Origin of the sequence: Streptomyces sp. NPDC058086 (assembly GCF_042885015.1) — a bacterium.
Classification (GTDB): Bacteria; Actinomycetota; Actinomycetes; order Streptomycetales; family Streptomycetaceae; genus Streptomyces.
In genome coordinates this window covers 14560-30976 of the sequence record NZ_JBHVST010000057.1, presented here as the reverse complement: position 1 = coordinate 30976, position 16417 = coordinate 14560, and the positions used below count along the sequence as shown (strand labels likewise).

At 70.2% G+C, this 16417-nt stretch carries 15 protein-coding genes and 1 pseudogene; 8 read left to right on the top strand and 8 right to left on the bottom strand.

Going from position 1 to position 16417, the window contains the following annotated elements; all coding sequences use genetic code 11:
* Positions 1 to 403 precede the first annotated feature (403 nt).
* From ACFVWD_RS34740 to ACFVWD_RS34725, 4 genes are all read left to right on the top strand, one after another.
* Positions 404 to 610: a cold-shock protein gene (locus ACFVWD_RS34740; protein ID WP_019057200.1), complete on the top strand. Its 207-nt coding sequence runs from the start codon at positions 404 to 406 to the stop codon at positions 608 to 610.
* A 404-nt stretch (positions 611 to 1014) separates the two neighbouring features.
* Entirely contained in the window at positions 1015 to 2637 is a 1623-nt protein-coding gene (gene groL, locus ACFVWD_RS34735) for a chaperonin GroEL (RefSeq protein ID WP_168509356.1), read from the top strand.
* A 190-nt stretch (positions 2638 to 2827) separates the two neighbouring features.
* Entirely contained in the window at positions 2828 to 3952 is a 1125-nt protein-coding gene (locus ACFVWD_RS34730; protein ID WP_389601904.1) for an NADH:flavin oxidoreductase, read from the top strand.
* A gap of 154 nt (positions 3953 to 4106) precedes the next feature.
* Positions 4107 to 5693, top strand: coding sequence for a carboxylesterase/lipase family protein (locus tag ACFVWD_RS34725; protein ID WP_389601902.1), 1587 nt, complete (start codon positions 4107 to 4109; stop codon positions 5691 to 5693).
* Here the strand turns inward: ACFVWD_RS34725 and ACFVWD_RS34720 are convergent.
* The 5 genes from ACFVWD_RS34720 to ACFVWD_RS34700 all read right to left on the bottom strand — a co-directional run bounded on the left by ACFVWD_RS34720 (position 5681) and on the right by ACFVWD_RS34700 (position 9971).
* Positions 5681 to 6355, bottom strand: coding sequence for a Uma2 family endonuclease (locus ACFVWD_RS34720; RefSeq protein ID WP_389601900.1), 675 nt, complete (start codon positions 6353 to 6355; stop codon positions 5681 to 5683). The genes ACFVWD_RS34725 and ACFVWD_RS34720 overlap by 13 nt on opposite strands.
* Positions 6356 to 6417: 62 nt before the next feature.
* Positions 6418 to 7242 carry a hypothetical protein gene (locus tag ACFVWD_RS34715; protein WP_389601899.1) on the bottom strand — a complete coding sequence of 275 codons (825 nt, stop codon included), beginning with the start codon at positions 7240 to 7242 and terminating at the stop codon, positions 6418 to 6420.
* Between the two features lie 290 nt (positions 7243 to 7532).
* Positions 7533 to 8840: a serine/threonine-protein kinase gene (locus tag ACFVWD_RS34710; protein WP_389601963.1), complete on the bottom strand. Its 1308-nt coding sequence runs from the start codon at positions 8838 to 8840 to the stop codon at positions 7533 to 7535.
* A 101-nt stretch (positions 8841 to 8941) separates the two neighbouring features.
* Positions 8942 to 9148: a DUF397 domain-containing protein gene (locus ACFVWD_RS34705; RefSeq protein ID WP_389601897.1), complete on the bottom strand. Its 207-nt coding sequence runs from the start codon at positions 9146 to 9148 to the stop codon at positions 8942 to 8944.
* The gene (locus ACFVWD_RS34700) at positions 9132 to 9971 is read right to left on the bottom strand and encodes a Scr1 family TA system antitoxin-like transcriptional regulator (protein ID WP_389601895.1); all 840 of its coding nucleotides are present in this window, start codon (positions 9969 to 9971) and stop codon (positions 9132 to 9134) included. Before ACFVWD_RS34700 ends, ACFVWD_RS34705 begins: the two co-directional genes overlap by 17 nt.
* A 119-nt stretch (positions 9972 to 10090) precedes the next feature.
* On the opposite strand from ACFVWD_RS34700, the gene ACFVWD_RS34695 reads away from it, so the two are divergent.
* The 4 genes and pseudogenes from ACFVWD_RS34695 to ACFVWD_RS34680 all read left to right on the top strand — a co-directional run bounded on the left by ACFVWD_RS34695 (position 10091) and on the right by ACFVWD_RS34680 (position 13270).
* The gene (locus ACFVWD_RS34695; RefSeq protein WP_389601894.1) at positions 10091 to 10360 is read left to right on the top strand and encodes a hypothetical protein; all 270 of its coding nucleotides are present in this window, start codon (positions 10091 to 10093) and stop codon (positions 10358 to 10360) included.
* Positions 10361 to 10490: 130 nt separating this feature from the next.
* Positions 10491 to 10727 (top strand): hypothetical protein, encoded by a 237-nt coding sequence (locus tag ACFVWD_RS34690; RefSeq protein ID WP_389601892.1) that lies wholly within the window; start codon positions 10491 to 10493, stop codon positions 10725 to 10727.
* A 9-nt stretch (positions 10728 to 10736) separates the two neighbouring features.
* A pseudogene (locus ACFVWD_RS34685) lies at positions 10737 to 11925 on the top strand (CapA family protein).
* Positions 11912 to 13270 (top strand): phosphoribosyltransferase family protein, encoded by a 1359-nt coding sequence (locus ACFVWD_RS34680; protein ID WP_389601890.1) that lies wholly within the window; start codon positions 11912 to 11914, stop codon positions 13268 to 13270. Before ACFVWD_RS34685 ends, ACFVWD_RS34680 begins: the two are co-directional and overlap by 14 nt.
* 60 nt (positions 13271 to 13330) lie before the next feature.
* Here the strand turns inward: ACFVWD_RS34680 and ACFVWD_RS34675 are convergent, their stop codons facing one another.
* The 3 genes from ACFVWD_RS34675 to murQ are packed head-to-tail and all read right to left on the bottom strand — an operon-like array spanning position 13331 to position 16381.
* Positions 13331 to 13918: a hypothetical protein gene (locus tag ACFVWD_RS34675; protein ID WP_168492901.1), complete on the bottom strand. Its 588-nt coding sequence runs from the start codon at positions 13916 to 13918 to the stop codon at positions 13331 to 13333.
* Complete coding sequence (locus ACFVWD_RS34670; protein WP_389601888.1) at positions 13915 to 15414, bottom strand: PTS transporter subunit EIIC; 1500 nt, start codon at positions 15412 to 15414, stop codon at positions 13915 to 13917. The genes ACFVWD_RS34675 and ACFVWD_RS34670 overlap by 4 nt, the downstream gene beginning before the upstream one ends.
* A gap of 16 nt (positions 15415 to 15430) precedes the next feature.
* Positions 15431 to 16381, bottom strand: coding sequence for an N-acetylmuramic acid 6-phosphate etherase (murQ, locus tag ACFVWD_RS34665; protein ID WP_389601886.1), 951 nt, complete (start codon positions 16379 to 16381; stop codon positions 15431 to 15433).
* Between the last annotated feature and the right edge of the window lie 36 nt (positions 16382 to 16417).

Below are 16417 nucleotides of genomic sequence, written 5' to 3'. Positions count from 1 at the left end.
GAGAGTTCATCGAATTGCCCCCTCCGTGAGAGAAGCGGAGGGGGCAATTCTGTATGGTTGAGCACGGTACAGTTGGGGAAGCCGCTCCACTTTGCATGCCGCGCGCATATGAGTTCGTGCCCGAAGTCCGGCAAGAAGTAGCCAAAGTGTCCCGCACTTTTGAGCCTTATATGGCATTTATGGGGCCCGACTTGCCCTGAATCTTCGCAAATTCTCCCTATATTCCCGATCAGCCATGCCCGGAATTCTCGTCCGATTGACCTGTTGCAGACGGCAGTTGGACAGATACATTCAGCCGCGGTCGACGCGTTCCGGCGCACACCCCCAACCGTTGGGGGGTGAGGTCTGACCCGGGTCCGCGAAGTGCGGTCCTGTGCAAGGGCCAGTAATAGGGGAGTTAGGCATGGCTCAGGGCACCGTCAAGTGGTTCAACGCGGAGAAGGGGTACGGCTTCATCGCGGTCGACGGTGGTGCGGATGTATTCGTCCACTACAGCGCGATTCAGATGGACGGCTACCGCACCCTGGAAGAGGGTCAGCGGGTCGATTTCGAGATCTCGCAGGGCCAGAAAGGGCCGCAGGCGGACATGGTCCGGCTCGCGACCAGCTGAAGCACGCGCCGACTGACTGTTCGACGTGGCGAAGGGCTCGTATCCCATGGGGTGCGAGCCCTTCGGTCTGTCTGTCCGTAGATGTGGCTGTCTGTCCATCGGTGCGGCTGGTTGCCCGTCGGTGCGGCTGTCTGCCCGTCGGTGCGGACCCGCTCGCGCACCGGCGCGACGCGCGGGTTGCGCGCCCCTTCTCACCTGCGGATCAAGGGGAGGCGCTTGCACTCGGCAGGGGCGAGTGCTAATCATTGGCGTTAGCACTCTGAAGGTGAGAGTGATAACGAAGGACCGGGTCGGTGAGGCCCGCAGGCCAGGTGGTGCAAGGAACCACGGGGCAGGCAGGCCGTCCGTCGCGGGCGCCAGCGCGGTCCGGAGCAATCCACCCCAGTCCGGGAGGACCACTTCACATGGCCAAGATCATCGCGTTCGACGAGGAGGCACGGCGCGGTCTCGAGCGCGGGATGAACCAGCTCGCCGACGCCGTCAAGGTCACCCTTGGCCCCAAGGGCCGCAACGTCGTCCTCGAGAAGAAGTGGGGCGCCCCCACGATCACCAACGATGGTGTTTCCATCGCCAAGGAGATCGAGCTCGAGGACCCGTACGAGAAGATCGGCGCCGAGCTGGTCAAGGAAGTCGCCAAGAAGACGGACGACGTCGCCGGTGACGGTACGACCACCGCGACCGTTCTCGCCCAGGCGCTCGTCCGCGAGGGCCTGCGCAACGTAGCCGCCGGCGCCAACCCGATGGCTCTCAAGCGCGGTATCGAGAAGGCCGTCGAGGCCGTCTCCGGTGCCCTCCTTGAGCAGGCCAAGGATGTCGAGACCAAGGAGCAGATCGCTTCCACGGCCTCCATCTCCGCCGCCGACACCCAGATCGGCGAGCTCATCGCCGAGGCGATGGACAAGGTCGGCAAGGAAGGCGTCATCACCGTCGAGGAGTCCCAGACCTTCGGTCTGGAGCTTGAGCTCACCGAGGGCATGCGCTTCGACAAGGGCTACATCTCGGCGTACTTCGCCACCGACATGGAGCGTATGGAGGCCGTCCTCGACGACCCGTACATCCTGATCGCCAACTCCAAGATCGCCAACGTCAAGGACCTGCTCCCGCTCCTCGAGAAGGTCATGCAGGGCGGCAAGCCGCTGCTGATCATCGCCGAGGACGTCGAGGGCGAGGCCCTGTCGACCCTGGTCGTCAACAAGATCCGTGGCACCTTCAAGTCCGTCGCCGTCAAGGCTCCGGGCTTCGGTGACCGCCGCAAGGCCATGCTCGGCGACATCGCCATCCTCACGGGCGGCGAGGTCATCTCCGAGGAGGTCGGCCTGAAGCTGGAGAACGCGGGTCTGGACCTGCTGGGCCGTGCCCGCAAGGTCGTCATCACCAAGGACGAGACCACGATCGTGGACGGCTCCGGCTCCGCCGACCAGGTCCAGGGCCGGGTCAACCAGATCCGTGCCGAGATCGAGAACTCCGACTCGGACTACGACCGCGAGAAGCTCCAGGAGCGCCTGGCGAAGCTGGCCGGCGGCGTGGCCGTCATCAAGGCCGGTGCCGCCACCGAGGTCGAGCTCAAGGAGCGCAAGCACCGCATTGAGGACGCCGTTCGCAACGCGAAGGCGGCCGTCGAGGAGGGCATCGTCGCCGGTGGTGGCGTGGCCCTCATCCAGGCCTCCTCGGTCTTCGAGAAGCTTGAGCTCTCGGGTGACGAGGCGACCGGCGCCAACGCCGTGCGACTCGCCCTGGAGGCCCCGCTCAAGCAGATCGCCGTCAACGGTGGTCTCGAGGGTGGCGTCATCGTCGAGAAGGTGCGCAACCTGCCCGTCGGCCACGGCCTGAACGCCGCGACCGGTGAGTACGTCGACATGATCGCCGAGGGCATCATCGACCCGGCGAAGGTGACCCGCTCTGCTCTGCAGAACGCCGCCTCCATCGCCGCGCTGTTCCTGACCACCGAGGCCGTCATCGCCGACAAGCCGGAGAAGGCCGCCGCGCCGGCCGGCGGCGGCATGCCGGGCGGTGACATGGACTTCTGATCCCTGCGAGGATCGGTTTTCCTGCCGAGGGCGGTACTCCCTGGAAACAGGGGGTGCCGCCCTCGGGCGTGTCCGGGGTCACAGGGCGAGGTGCCGGGCGGCCGGAATGACACGACCGGCCGGGGAGTTGTGGTTGACGCACCATCAATGCATACGCACATACCACCCGGTACCCGAGGAGCCCCCACACGTGTCTACGACTGCCCCCGCCTCCCGCGCGGCCGAGATCCTGTCCCGCCCCGTCTCGCTGAACGGCCTGACCGTCCCGAACCGGATCGCGATGGCACCGATGACCCGGCAGTTCTCCCCGGGCGGCGTCCCCGGTGAGGACGTGGCCGAGTACTACGCCCGCCGCGCCGCCGCGGGCGTGGGCCTCATCGTCACCGAGGGCACGTACGTCGGCCACGACTCGGCGGGCGAGAGCGACCGCGTCCCGCGCTTCCACGGCACGGAGCAGCTCGCGGGCTGGACGAAGGTCGCCGACGCGGTGCACGCGGCGGGCGGCACGATCGTTCCGCAGCTGTGGCACATCGGCATGGTGCGCAAGGCGGGACGGCCGCCGTACGCCGACGCCCCCGCGGTCGGCCCCTCCGGTATCCGTCTCGACGGCACCGAGGGCACCGGCAAGGCCATGACCCAGGCCGACCTGGACGAGGTCATCGCCGCGTTCGCCGAGGCCGCCGCCACCGCCGAACGCATCGGCTTCGACGGCGTCGAACTGCACGGCGCGCACGGCTATCTGCTCGACCAGTTCCTGTGGGCGGGCACCAACCGCCGTACGGACGCGTACGGCGGTGACCCCGTCGCCCGTACGAAGTTCGCGGCGGAGATCGTCGCCGCGGTCCGTGACTCGGTCTCGGCCGACTTCCCCGTCCTCTTCCGTTACTCGCAGTGGAAGTCGGACAACTACGACGCCCGGCTCGCCGAGACCCCGGAGGAGCTGGAGGCCATCCTGACCCCGCTCGCCGCCGCCGGCGTCGACGCCTTCCACGCCTCCACCCGCCGCTACTGGCTCCCCGAGTTCGACGGCGCCGACCTGAACCTCGCGGGCTGGACCAAGAAGCTCACGGGCAGGCCCACCATCACCGTCGGCTCGGTCGGCCTCGACGGCGACTTCATCAAGGCCTTCATGGGCGAGAGCTCCCAGGTGGCCTCCCTCGACAACCTCCTCGACCGCCTGGAGCGCGACGAGTTCGACCTCGTCGCCGTGGGCCGCGCCCTCCTCCAGGACCCGCAGTGGGCGGCGAAGGTACTGGACGGACGGCTCGAGGAGCTCGGGTCGTACGACCCGAAGGCGCTGAGCACCCTCAGCTGAACCTCGGGCCGGTCGGACCGGACGTGACCCGACCTTTCCGAAATCGCATCCAGGCGATCACCTCCCCACTCCCGGGGGGTGATCGCCCGGCTGTTTCGTAGCACGCTGTTCCCTCAAGGACCCGTTCCGTTCCACCCGTACCGAGGGAGCCGTCGTGACGTCAGCAGGAGCGAGCGTGGTGCGCACCCATTCCGGTGCGGTGCGTGGCCGCCGGGAGGACGGGCTGGTGGTCTTCCGGGGCATTCCGTTCGCCCAACCGCCGGTGGGGGACGCGCGGTTCGCCGCCCCGCGTCCGGTGGCAGCCTGGGACGGCACCCGGGACGCGTTCGCCTTCGGCCCGCCGCCCCCGCAGGAGTCGGGATTCCAGGGCCGTACCGGGGTGATCGACGCACCCATGGGCGACGACTGGCTGACCGTCAACGTCTGGACGCCCGCCCCGGATGCGGCCGCCCGCCTTCCGGTGATGGTCTGGATCTACGGCGGCGCCTACAAGCTCGGCCACTCCGGCAGCCCCGGATACGACGCCCGCCGTATCGCCCGCGACGGCGACCTGGTCGTCGTCACCCTCAACTACCGCCTCGGCGTGGAGGGTTTCGCCCGGATCGACGGAGCCCCCGCCAACCGGGGGCTGCTCGACCAGGTCGCGGCCCTGGAATGGGTACGGAAGAACATCACGGCCTTCGGCGGCGACCCCGGCCGGGTCACCGTCTTCGGCGAGTCCGCGGGCGCCGGGTCCGTCGCCTCGCTGCTGGCCATGCCGAGCGCGGCCGGGCTGTTCGGCCGGGCGATCGCGCAGAGCGTGCCCGGCCCCTTCTTCTCCGACGACCTCGCCCGCGACATCGCCGCCGCCATCGCCGCCGAGGCCGGCCTGCGCCCGACGGCCGCCGACCTGTCCTCGGTGGATCCCCGCCGACTGACCGCCGTGGGTGAGGCGTTGGGGCCCAGGATGCGGGAGTTCGAGGGCAGGTGGGGCATGGTCGCCCACACGCTGACCGCTTTCTCGCCCGTCGTCGACGGAGAGGTACTGCCGACCGCCCCCTGGCAGGCGCTGGCGGCCGGCTCGGCACGGGACGTGGAACTGATCGTCGGGCACACACGGAACGAGTACCGGCTGTTCGCCGCGCTGGGCGGCCAACTCGGGACGATCACGGATGAGCAGGCGACGGAGGCACTGCGCACCTTCGGGCCGGGGCCGGGGCCGGGGCCGGGACTGGGACCGGGAGCTGGACCGGGGCCGGGCTCCGGGGCTGACGGTGAGCTGGCCTACCGCGCCGCCTTCCCCGACGCCTCGCCCGAGGAGCTCTACGAGTGGGTGCACTCCGACGCGGTCTTCCGTATGCCCTCGTTGCGCCTGGCCGAGGCGCAGATCGCGGGCGGTGGCCGCGCGCACGTCTACGAGCTGGCCTGGCCCGCGCCCGCCTACGGAGGCGCGCTGGGTGCCTGCCACGGCCTCGACATACCGCTGCTGTTCGGAACCTTCGCCGCCGACCTCGGCCTGATGCTGTTCGCCGGGGTCGGGTCGTCTCCGGAGGCCGAGGCCCTGTCGTCCCGCTTCCGCACGGCCTGGACGGCGTTCGCCACGACGGGAGACCCGGGCTGGCCCGCGTACGACACCGAGCGGCGGCCGACCCAGGTCTTCGACACGGAGTCGGTCGTCACCGCGTATCCGCACGAGACCTCGCGCCGGCTCTGGGAGCACCACGACTTCGGGGCGTTGCCACTGATCGGTCAGTCGGCGTAGTCCTTGAGCTTCTCGGTTTCCAGGGTGATGTTGACGGGCGTCGGGAGCTCGACCACGGCTCCGTACGGGTATGAGGGGCTCTGCCGATACGCCCCGTTCTTCGGGTCGCTGTGCACGACGAGGGTGTCGTTGTCCCGATCGATGAGGAGGTGGACGGGGATGTCTGCCTCCGCGTAACCGCGGACCTTGTCGATGCGGTCGCGCCGGTCGGTGTCGCGGTCGCGGGAGGTGACTTCGACGACCATGAGGACGCCGTCCGGATCGGCCCAGCCGTTGTCCTGGGCGATGAAGTGATCCAACGGCGCCAATGCGGCGTCCGCGGTGGCGTGCCCTTTGCGGTAGGTGCCGATCCTGAGGTCCTGCTCGTGGTACATGGCCAGTTCGGGGCGCAGTTGCATGAACAGTCGAATGAGCCATACCACGATGGCCCTGTGGCGATTGTCCGGAAACGGCTTGACCTCTAGCTTTCCGTCGATCAGTTCGAGCTTGACGCCCTCAGGGGCCCTCCGGGCGAGTTCCTCGAAGTCCTCGACTTCGATGTGGTCGCCCTTGACGTACAGCCGTCCATCCAGAAATTCGAGCTGAACGTTCTTCGGGGCCTTGCCGGCCAGCTCTTCAAAGTCCTCCATGGACATCTGCGGGCGCCTGGTGCCAAAGGTCATGGTGGTGTCGCCTCCTTCCCGCCATGGTGCCCTTGCTGGGTGCTTCCGGACCGTTGGAGCGGTCATACGCGTGGCCTTTCGCCTCGGTCGGCCATCGCCGCGCGGGCTGCGGCGGCGTGGGCGTGGACTGCGGTGGATGTCAGTGGGCCGGTGGGCTGTGGGGCGGTGTCACCCCGGCACGGCCCGCAGACGCCGCCGGGCAGAGCCTCCGGGCGGCCCGGAACCCCGCACTTCGCGCACTCCAGGATGCGGAGGGGTGGGCGTGGTGCCGGCGTCTCTCCTACGGGTTCCGGTGGGAGTTTGGCGGTCAGGCGGGTGCGGACGAGGGCGGCCGGGCTGTGGACGGGGACGGGGAGGCCCGCGGTCAGGGCCCGGAGTACGTGCTCGTCGGTGGCGCCCCTCGCGAACCACTCCATGAGCAGGGGCGCGAGGTCGGCGCAGTCCCGGGCGGAGAGGGACAGGGCCGGGGTCGTGCGGCCCAGTGCCGCCAGCAGGATGTGGGCGCGGGAGCGGGTGGGGGCGGACGACCGGTCCGGGGGCTCCTGCGGTAAGTCGCCCCGCGTGAACGTCGCCCACCAGCCGTCGTCGCGTGCCGTTCGGGTGAACCACGATCGAGTGACCCAGCGGGAGCCGCCCGACTCGGTCAGGTGTTCGCGGCCCCGGCGCAAGTGGCCCGCCCGGGTGAGGTTGTTGAGAGCGGTGCGCAGGGCGCATTGGCCGTACGGGAGCTCCTTGGCCAGCGTCTTTACGGAGATGTCGGCGCCGTCGGGGAGCCGGTCGACGTACGCGGCGATCGCTGCCTCGCGGGGCGGGAGGTGCGCGAAGTCATGGTTGGTGCGGGGGTGTTGGTCCGGAGCGCTGCGTTTTCCGTAACCCGGGTTGGCCATTGGGTGGGGAGGGCGTGCGCGGAGCGGGGTACAGCACTAAAGTTGGCGTCAGCCACAGGATCGGCCTCGATCTCGATCTTGTTGGTCAAACCCCCGCAGGTGTTACAGCACCGGGCGGGGGTTGTTCGTTTATGTGCGCACGCTAGAGCCTGGTGACTGTGCGTGGCAAGTCGGTCGCTTCAAGTCAACTCGCCAGGGTGGGAGGGTGGGTTGGGGCCTCCACCCGTTCCTTTTGAGAGCGCTCGGGGTTCGGCATTTGAGCTTCGGAACCGGGGCCGGGTGTGACGGGCTCAGTCGTGCCGGGCCTCGGTCAGTGGGACGCCGTGGCGGGCGGCGAGGGCGCGGATCGTGTCCGGGAGCGGGTCGGTACCTGCGGCCGGGCTGGCCCAGCGGGTCCGGATGTGGATGGCCCCTTCCCGTGTCGTGCGGACCCACAGCGGCTTGAGGAAGGCCGCGGGCAGGCCGTGGCCCTCTGTCGGTCGCACGGTCAGGACGGATTTCCGCCCCCGGGTGTCGAGCTCCAGGGACCTGGCGTCGGACCAGCGCAGCACGGTTGTCTTCCGCGAGTAACCCACGCCGATTCCAAGGTCGCTGAGCGCGAGCCCTTCCGTGCCCATGTTGTTGAGCAGTGCGAGGAATCGCCACAGCGTGAAGAGCGCCGTGAACCCGGCCAATTCCCTGACCAGCGCGGGCAGGTAGAGCGAATTGCCCCATGCTGCCACCGCGACCAGCCCGAAGAGGAACAGCACATTCCGTAGGATCAGCCACGCCCAGCCCCGTCCACTGCGCAGGTACAGGGCGATCGGCCGAGCCTCGGAGGCCTCATGGGAGGGCGGTGGTGTCGCGGCCTCGTCGACAGCCGCCGTCGTGCGGCCGGTGCGGCCGGCGTAGAGGTCCAGCAGTTGTCCAGGGGTCGGCCGTCGCTCCGGGTCCTTGCGGAGACAGGCCGCGACGACGGGGCGTAGCGCTCCGGGCACCGCGGAGACGTCCGCCTCCTCGTGCACGATGCGGTACAGCAAGCCGTACGGCTGTCCGCTCCCGAACGCGCTGCCGCCCGCCGCCGCGACCAGGACGGCGCCGAGGGCGAAGACGTCGCAGGCCCCGGTGACGGCGAGGCCCTGGGCCTGTTCCGGGGCGATGAACCCCGGGGTGCCGATCGCGGCGCCGGTGTTGGTCAGCCGGGTGCCCTCCACAGCTCGGGCGATCCCGAAGTCCAGTACGCGCGGCCCGTCTTCGGCCAGCACGATGTTGCCCGGTTTGAGGTCCCGGTGTACCAGGCCACAGGAGTGGATGGCTTCCAGTGCCTCCGCCAGCGCGGCGGCCAGGGCCCAGAGCCGGGCCTCGTCCAGCGGGCCGCGCCGGGCGACCTCGTCGGCGAGCGTCGGTCCCTCGATGTAGGCACTGGCCATCCACGGTTGCGGGGCGTCCGGGTCGGCGTCGACCACGGCGGCCGTGTGGAAGCCGCCGACCGTGCGGGCGGCCTCGACCTCTTTTCGGAAACGGTCCCTGAACCGGGGGTCCGCCGCGTACTCGGCTTTGATCAACTTGATGGCGACGGCTCGGCCGGCCCGCGAACGCCCGAGGTAGACCGAGCCCATCCCGCCGCTGCCGATCTCGCGCTCGATCACGTAGTCGCCGATACGTCCCCCGGTCACGGCGGCCCCCCTTCAGTGGTCGACGAAGCGCCGACGCCTAGCTGCTACTGGGCTCTTACTCCTTCGACGAAGGCGGCCCAGGCCTGGGCCCGGAACACGAGCCCGGGCCCTTCGGGGTTCTTGGAGTCGCGGACGGGGATGAGGGTGGGGTGACCGGAGGCGACTTCGAGGCAGTCGCCGCCGCTGCCGCCGCTGTAGCTCGACTTGTGCCAAGTGGCTGTGCTCAGCTCGTGGTCAGGGTTGCTCGTCATGCTGGTAATCCTGCGCCAGCTCCTCGATCAGGGCCAGGGACTTCTCCGGGGAGAGCGCGGAAGCCGTGAGGAGCTCGTAGGTGAACCTGTGGTGCGCGACGGTGGCGGGGTCGTCCTCCAGCCGTCCACTGCCGACGCAGTCGAAATAGACGAGGGGAGGGGCGCCCTCGAAGTCCAACAGCTTCAGGGCGCCCTCCATGGCCGCGTGCGCGCCCGCGTTGAACGGCAGCACCTGCACGATCGCCCAATTGCGGTGAGCTAGGTCGGCGATGTGACGAAGGGCCTGTGCCATCACCACAGCCCCGCCCGTCTCGCGGCGCAGTGCTGCCTCGTCAATCACCGCCCACAACAGGGGCTTTGTTGGACTGTCGAGGATGTGGGCCCGCGCCAGCCGGGCCGCCACCAGTTCGTCGATCACCTCGTCCGGTGCTGTCGGCCGGTACGCGCGGAAGACGGCCCGCGCATAATCGGCCGTCTGCAACAACCCGGGGATGAGCGTCGAGTGGTACTGGCGAATGGCCGTCGCGCTCGCCTCCGCTTCCACCGCCTCAGCGAAGTGCTCCGGATAGCGGGACTTCGCCGCCGCGCCGCAGTTGCGCGTGAAGAAGTCCTCCATGCCCAGGACCTCGTCAAGCATCCGCGCGTACTCCGGCTGCATCCGCCGCGTGCCCGCCTCCAACTGGCCGATGAACGAGCCGCTGACGAACAGTCGCCCGCCCAGGTCCTCCTGGCTGAGGCCCGCCTTCTCGCGGGCGTGGCGCAGCTCGGCGCCCAAGAGGGCACGGGGGGACGAAGAGGGGTCGAGATCCTTCGGACCTGCCATGGACAACAACTCCCTGTCACACACGCTGGGTTGTTGGGACGCCGCCTCTGGCCAGGTTAGAGGCAGGTTGGCCACTCTGTGTGGTGAACGTGAACACTCAGAGTGGAGAAGGTGGGATCATGGACGCGACGTCGACAGAAGAAGTGGTGGCACAACTCCAGGCGGCCCTGGAAGGCGTCGGCATCGTCCTGCCCTCGTTGCGGGTCGACCCGGTGACCGGTGCGAGCGAGGAGCCGTTCGCCCTGGTCGCGCTCGGACGGTGCAACGTGCGTACCGCGGTGCGGCTGGCGGACGTGTTGCGTGCGTGTGCGCCGGAGGAGGTGCTGCGGGCGCGGGTGAGGGAGGTCAACCGGGAGTCCGAGCGTGCGAGATCGCGCCAAAATTGCTGACAATTTTGTGGGCGATTGCTTCGGTTTGGAGGCCGCCACGGCAGGGTGACCGCGGTTGGGGCTGGTCAGGGCGGTGGCCGGATCCCGGTGCCGTCACTGGAGACACAAAGGAAGGCCCAAGGAACGGCTGTTGTCCTGGGGGTTCGTTGTTCGAGCGAGCCGCGAAGACAGGAGACGGCGGTGGATCCGCCTCGGCACCAAGGACAGCGACACCGCGCTCACCGTCGCGAGCAACCTTGCCGCCCGCCTGAGGAACCTCGGCGACGACGTCGACACCTCGTACTACTGGGACGCCGGGCACGGCGCGGACAACGACCCGGGCGACTTCATCAAGTGGATCGCCACGGTGTCGGGCTACAGGTTCTAGCCTGGAGGAATGGGCGGTGACCTTGTCACGCTGTTCCTGGCCGGTGATGTGATGCTCGGCCGGGGAGTCGACCAGATCCTTCCGCACCCCGGCGATCCGAAGCTGCGGGAGTCGTACGTCAAGGATGCCCGCGCCTATGTGGAGCTGGCCGAGGCGGCGAACGGCGTGATTCCCCGGCCGGTCGGCTTCTCCTGGCCCTGGGGCGACGCGCTGGACGTGCTCGCCGCGGCGGCGCCCGACGCCCGGATCCTCAACCTGGAGACCGCCGTCACGCGGAACGACGAGGCGGCGCCCGGCAAAGAGATCCACTACCGGATGCACCCGGCCAATCTGCCCGCCCTGGCCGCCGCCCGTCCGCACGTCTGCGCCCTGGCCAACAACCATGTGCTGGACTACGGCCGCCGCGGGCTGGAGGAGACCCTCGACGCCCTGGCGGACGCGGGTCTTCGCGCGCCGGGAGCGGGGCGGGACGCCGACGAGGCCCGGCGTCCCGCGATCATCCCCGTCACGGGCGGCCGGCGCGTCCTGGTCTTCTCCGTGGGGGTGGCCTCCAGTGGCATACCCCGCGGCTGGGCCGCCACCGCACAGCGCGGCGGGGTCGACTTCGTCGCCGAGCCGTCGGACGCCGCCGCGGCCGAGATCGCGAGCCGGCTGCGTCCGGCCAAGCGCCCGGGCGACATCGTCGTCGTCTCGGTCCACTGGGGGTCCAACTGGGGCTACCTCGTCCCGCGTGACCAGGTCCGCTTTCGGCCATGCGCTCGTCGACGGCGGCGCGGATGTCGTGCACGGGCACTCCTCGCACCATCCGCGGCCGTTGGAGTCGTACCGGGGAAAGCTCATCACGCACGGCTGCGGCGATCTGATCAACGACTACGAGGGCATCGGCGGCTACGAGGAGTACCGGGACGATCTCCGATTGCTGTACTTCGTGACCGTGGACCCGGACGACGGCAGGTTCCACGATGTGCGCGTCGTCCCGATGCGGTCCCGGCGGATGCGGCTGGAGCGCGCGACGACGGAGGACTCGCGGTGGACGCGGGACGTTCTGAGCCGGATCAGCCGGGCCTACGGCTCACGCGTCGAACTCAACCCGGACGGCACCCTCACCGTCCGGCCGGCTCCGGACCGTTCGGACCGGACTTCACTCGGGATTCGAGGACCTCACCTCACCCCGGGAGGCGACCATGTTTTTCGCTGACAGAACCGACGCGGGCCGGCGGCTCGCCGCTCGACTGCACCATCTCAAGGGCCAGGACCTCGTGGTCGTGGGACTTCCCCGCGGCGGCATCCCGGTCGCCGCGCAGGTCGCCGAGGCCCTCGGCGCCCCGCTCGACGTCTGCCTCGTGCGCAAGCTGGGGGTGCCCTTCCAGCCGGAGCTGGCCATGGGCGCCATCGGCGAGGAAGGCGTCCGTGTCATCAATGAAGAGGTACTGCGTGCGACGGGGGTGACGGACCGTGCTCTGGCGGCGGTGGAGGAACACGAGCGCGGCGTCCTGAAGCAGCGGGCCCGCCAGTACCGGGGCGAGCGGCCGCCCGCCCGGTACGAGGGACGGACGGTCCTGGTGGTGGACGACGGGCTGGCGACCGGCTCCACGGCCCTCGCTGCCTGCCGGATCGCGCGCGCCCGCGGCGCGTCACGGATCGTGCTGGCGGTTCCCGTGGCGCCGCACGACTGGTCGGCCCGCCTCGGAGGCGCGGCGGACGAAGGAGTCTGTCTGCACACCCCCCGGCTGTTCTACGCGATCGGTCAGTTCTACGACGACTTCGGGCAGACGAGCGACGAGGAGGTCATCGCCTGCCTGGAGCGGGGCCGCGCGGCGCACGCCACGTCCGACGCACCGCCGGCTGAGGGCAGCGCCTCCCCGGAGCACGCTCCCCCGCCCCATGACAGGGAAGTCCGGATACCGGCCACAGGCGCCGCGCTCGACGGGAGGCTGACGGTACCCCGCGGCGCCCCCGGGATCGTCCTCTTCGCCCACGGCAGCGGCAGCAGCAGGAAGAGCCCACGCAACCGCTTCGTCGCCACCGGGCTGAACCGCGCCGGTCTCGGCACCCTTCTGTTCGATCTGCTCACCGAGGCCGAGGCGGTGAACCGGGACAACGTGTTCGACACGGCCCTGCTCGCCCGCCGCCTGATCCAGGCGACCGAATGGCTGCGCGAGCAGCCCGGCACCCAGGGCATGGAGTTCGGCTACTTCGGTGCCAGCACAGGCGCCGCCGCCGCGCTGTGGGCCGCGGCGGAGCCCGCGGCGGACGTCGCGGCAGTCGTCTCCCGCGGGGGCAGACCGGACCTGGCCGGCGCCAGGCTGCCGGAGGTGAAGGCTCCGACGCTGCTCATCGTCGGGGGCCGTGACCACGTCGTACTGGACCTCAACCGGCAGGCCGCGGCACGCCTGAGCTGCGAGCATCAGCTGGCCGTCGTCCCCGGCGCCACCCATCTCTTCGAGGAACCCGGCACCCTGGAATCGGCCGCCGAGCTGGCCACGGACTGGTTCAGCAGGCATCTCGCCTCCGCCGTCCCGAGCGCGGGAGCCCACAGGTGACCTGAGCGCTGGTGATCAACGCAAGGATCATCAACGCGATCATCAATGCACCTGGACCGGCTACAGGTTGCCCATCGGTTCGATGTCCACCTTCACCGGTGTGCCCCAGATGCGCAGCACCTCGTAGTCCGTGAACTCGTGGACCAGGCGGTAGGCCATACCGGGGCGCGGGGTGCGGCGCTCCGCGGCGAGATACCGCTCCGCCTCGACGCGGTCGCGGCGCGGGGTGCCGCACAGCTGCCACGCCTGGCCGGTCCACACCTCGGGCAGCCAGCGCTGCTGGGGCTGGGGGCGGTCGGCCCGCACGCCGTACCGGGACATCGTGCGCTCGGGTGCCTCGTCGGCGCCGCTGGGGCGGCCCTGCGGGAAGGCGTCGTTGACCTCGGTGCGGCGGGCGGTGCGCCGCCGCGTCTCGCAGAGCAGACAGAGGTCGACGGCGCCCTCGTCCACCGGGCCGTTCGGATGCTCGGCGCAGCGCGTCGTGGGCACCGCCGTCGTCACCGTCTCCTCCAGCAGGTCCAGCGCCCGCTTCAGGTCGGCCTTCACCTCGTGCAGCTTCGCGTCGGGCGTGTCGGCGTTCAGCGCGTCGCCGTGCTCGCCGAGCACGCGCAGGGCGCGGCCGAGGGCGGTCAGCTGTGCGTGGTTCACGGTGGTGGATTCCCTCCCGGGTCGGTGTCCTGCCCCTCCTTCGAAGAATCGCACACGCCACTGACAGCGCCCCCGCCCCCGACAGCCCCCACACCCCCGACGCCGACACCTCCGACCGTCCTCCCGAGGCCGAAGAAGTACGTCGCCGCGAACCCCACCACGTACCCGGTGAGCAGCCCGCCCGCATAGATCGCAGCCGTCAGGGCCAGTCCGCCCGTGCCCTTGAGCAGGGGGAACAGCGCCCAGCCCGAGGGACCGATCGCCGTGGAGCCGATCTTGTCGCCGAGCATCGAGAAGAAGCCGACGAACGCGCCGCCCGCCGCCCCGCCCGCGCAGGCGGTGACGAAGGGGCGGCCGAGGGGGAGCGAGACGCCGTAGATCAGGGGTTCGCCGACGCCCAGGAGGCCCGCGGGCAGCGCCGACCTGATCGTCGTACGGAGGGACTGGTCGTGGTGGAGGCGGACGTAGACCGCGAGTGCCGCGCCGACCTGCCCGGCGCCCGCCATCGCCAGGACGGGGAGCAGGACCGTGTAGCCCTGCTGCTGGATGAGGGTGGTGTGGAGCGGGATCAGGGCCTGGTGCAGGCCCAGCATCACCAGGGGGAGGAACAGGCCGCCCAGGACCAGGCCCGCGAAGACGCCCGTGTGGTCGAGGAGCCAGTTCGCGCCCGTCCCGGTGGCCGTCGACAGCTCGCCCGCCGTGTACATCAGGGCGTAGAGCGTCACCAGGCCGGTGATCAGGACGGTGAGGGTGGGGGTGACGAGGACGTCGAGGGCTTCGGGGACCCAGCGTCGGCACCACTTCTCCACGTACGTTCCCAGGAGCGCGGCGGCCAGTGCGCCGAGTACCCCGCCCTGGCCCGGTGCCAGGGTCATGCCGAAGGCCGTCACCTTCGCGACCCCCGCGTACACGACGATCGCCGCCACCGCCCCGCCCAGGACCGGGGTGCCGCCGAACTCCTTCGCCGTGTTGTGGCCGACGAAGACCGCGATCAGGGCCATGAAGCCGGAGGCGATCGCGGCGAGGGCGGGGGTGAGGGAGGGGAGCCACCCCAGATTGACCAGCAGGCCGCCCAGGCCCGCGATGACCCCGCAGCCGATCAGGGCGGGGATCAGGGGGACGAAGATGTTCGCGATCCGGCGGAGGAGGAGTTTGAGGGGGGTGGCGTTGCGCTGTTGCCGGGCCGCCTTCCACTGGGCGCCGCGTGCGGCCAGCGTGTCGGCCGTGCTGGTGACGAGTGCCTCGAACTCGGGGGTCACCCGCGCGACCGTGCCCGGTCCCAGGACGATCTGGTAGCTGCCGTCGTCCGCGACCACGCCGAGTACGGCGGGCAGTGACCTGAGAGCGTCCTCGCGTACGAGCGTCCGGTCCCGCAGGCCCAGGCGCAGGCGGGTCATGCAGTGGGCGACGGAGGTGACGTTCGCGGCGCCGCCGACCAGGGGGAGGATCGCGGCGGCCGTGGCGGCATGGGGGGTGAGGTCGTTCGTTGTGCGCACTCCACGAGGGTGCTGGTCAGCCCCTCGATGCGGCGAGCGCCGCGCGCAGACGGCCGTCGCTCTCCTCCAGAAGGCGGGCCGCGGTGGGCCCGTCCACGCCGCCGAGGATGGTGAGGATGGCGTTCTTCACCTCGCCGTCGGTGGCCGTGAGGGCCTGTTCGATCTCCTCGTCCGAGGCACCGGTGGCGAGGGCGACGATACGGCGGGAGCGGGCCCGCAGCTTCTCGTTCGAGGCGCGGACGTCGACCATCAGGTTCCCGTACGTCTTGCCGAGACGGATCATCGTGATCGTCGAGAGCATGTTCAGGACGAGTTTCTGTGCCGTGCCCGCCTTGAGACGGGTGGAGCCGGTCAGCAGCTCGGGCCCGACGACGATCTCGATGCCGTGCTCGGACGCGGCGGCCAGCGCGCTGTGCGCGTTGCAGGACAGGCCGATCGTCAACGCGCCGCGCGCGCGGGCGTGTTCGACCGCGCCGACGGCGTACGGGGTGCGGCCGGAGGCGGAGACGCCGACCACCGTGTCGTCGGGGGTCAGGGAGAGCTCCTTCAGGTCCGCCTCGGCCAGCTCCTTGGAGTCCTCGGCGCCCTCGACCGAGGTGACCATGGCGCTCGGGCCGCCCGCGATCAGGCCCACGACCTCGGACGGGTCGGTGTTGAAGGTGGGCGGGCACTCGGAGGCGTCCAGCACTCCGAGGCGGCCCGCGGTGCCCGCGCCCGCGTAGATCAGCCGGCCGCCGCGGGACATGCGCTCGGCGACGGCGTCGATCGCGGCGGCGATACGGGGCAGCTGGGTCGCGACGGCCGTCGGCACGGTCGCGTCCTCGGCATTCATGATCTTCGCGATCTCCAGCGTCGACAGCCGGTCGATCTCGGACAGCTCAGGACGGAACGCCTCAGTGGTCAACGTCTCCAACTCGGCCCGCAGGGAGTGGTGGTTGGAGGAGGCGTCGGCGGTGGAAAAGGTCATGACGAACGGCTCTTTCCAGTGCTGGGTGGTGAAGGC

Bases quoted from the DNA above. Each gene is read 5' to 3' on its own strand.
- ACFVWD_RS34740 (WP_019057200.1), top strand. From the start codon at position 404: ATGGCTCAGGGCACCGTCAAGTGGTTCAACGCGGAGAAGGGGTACGGC.
- groL (WP_168509356.1), top strand. From the start codon at position 1,015: ATGGCCAAGATCATCGCGTTCGACGAGGAGGCACGGCGCGGTCTCGAG.
- ACFVWD_RS34720 (WP_389601900.1), bottom strand. From the start codon at position 6,355: ATGACCTTTGGCACCAGGCGCCCGCAGATGTCCATGGAGGACTTTGAA.
- ACFVWD_RS34715 (WP_389601899.1), bottom strand. From the start codon at position 7,242: ATGGCCAACCCGGGTTACGGAAAACGCAGCGCTCCGGACCAACACCCC.
- ACFVWD_RS34710 (WP_389601963.1), bottom strand. From the start codon at position 8,840: ATGGGCTCGGTCTACCTCGGGCGTTCGCGGGCCGGCCGAGCCGTCGCC.
- ACFVWD_RS34705 (WP_389601897.1), bottom strand. From the start codon at position 9,148: ATGACGAGCAACCCTGACCACGAGCTGAGCACAGCCACTTGGCACAAG.
- ACFVWD_RS34700 (WP_389601895.1), bottom strand. From the start codon at position 9,971: ATGGCAGGTCCGAAGGATCTCGACCCCTCTTCGTCCCCCCGTGCCCTC.
- ACFVWD_RS34695 (WP_389601894.1), top strand. From the start codon at position 10,091: ATGGACGCGACGTCGACAGAAGAAGTGGTGGCACAACTCCAGGCGGCC.
- ACFVWD_RS34680 (WP_389601890.1), top strand. From the start codon at position 11,912: ATGTTTTTCGCTGACAGAACCGACGCGGGCCGGCGGCTCGCCGCTCGA.
- murQ (WP_389601886.1), bottom strand. From the start codon at position 16,381: ATGACCTTTTCCACCGCCGACGCCTCCTCCAACCACCACTCCCTGCGG.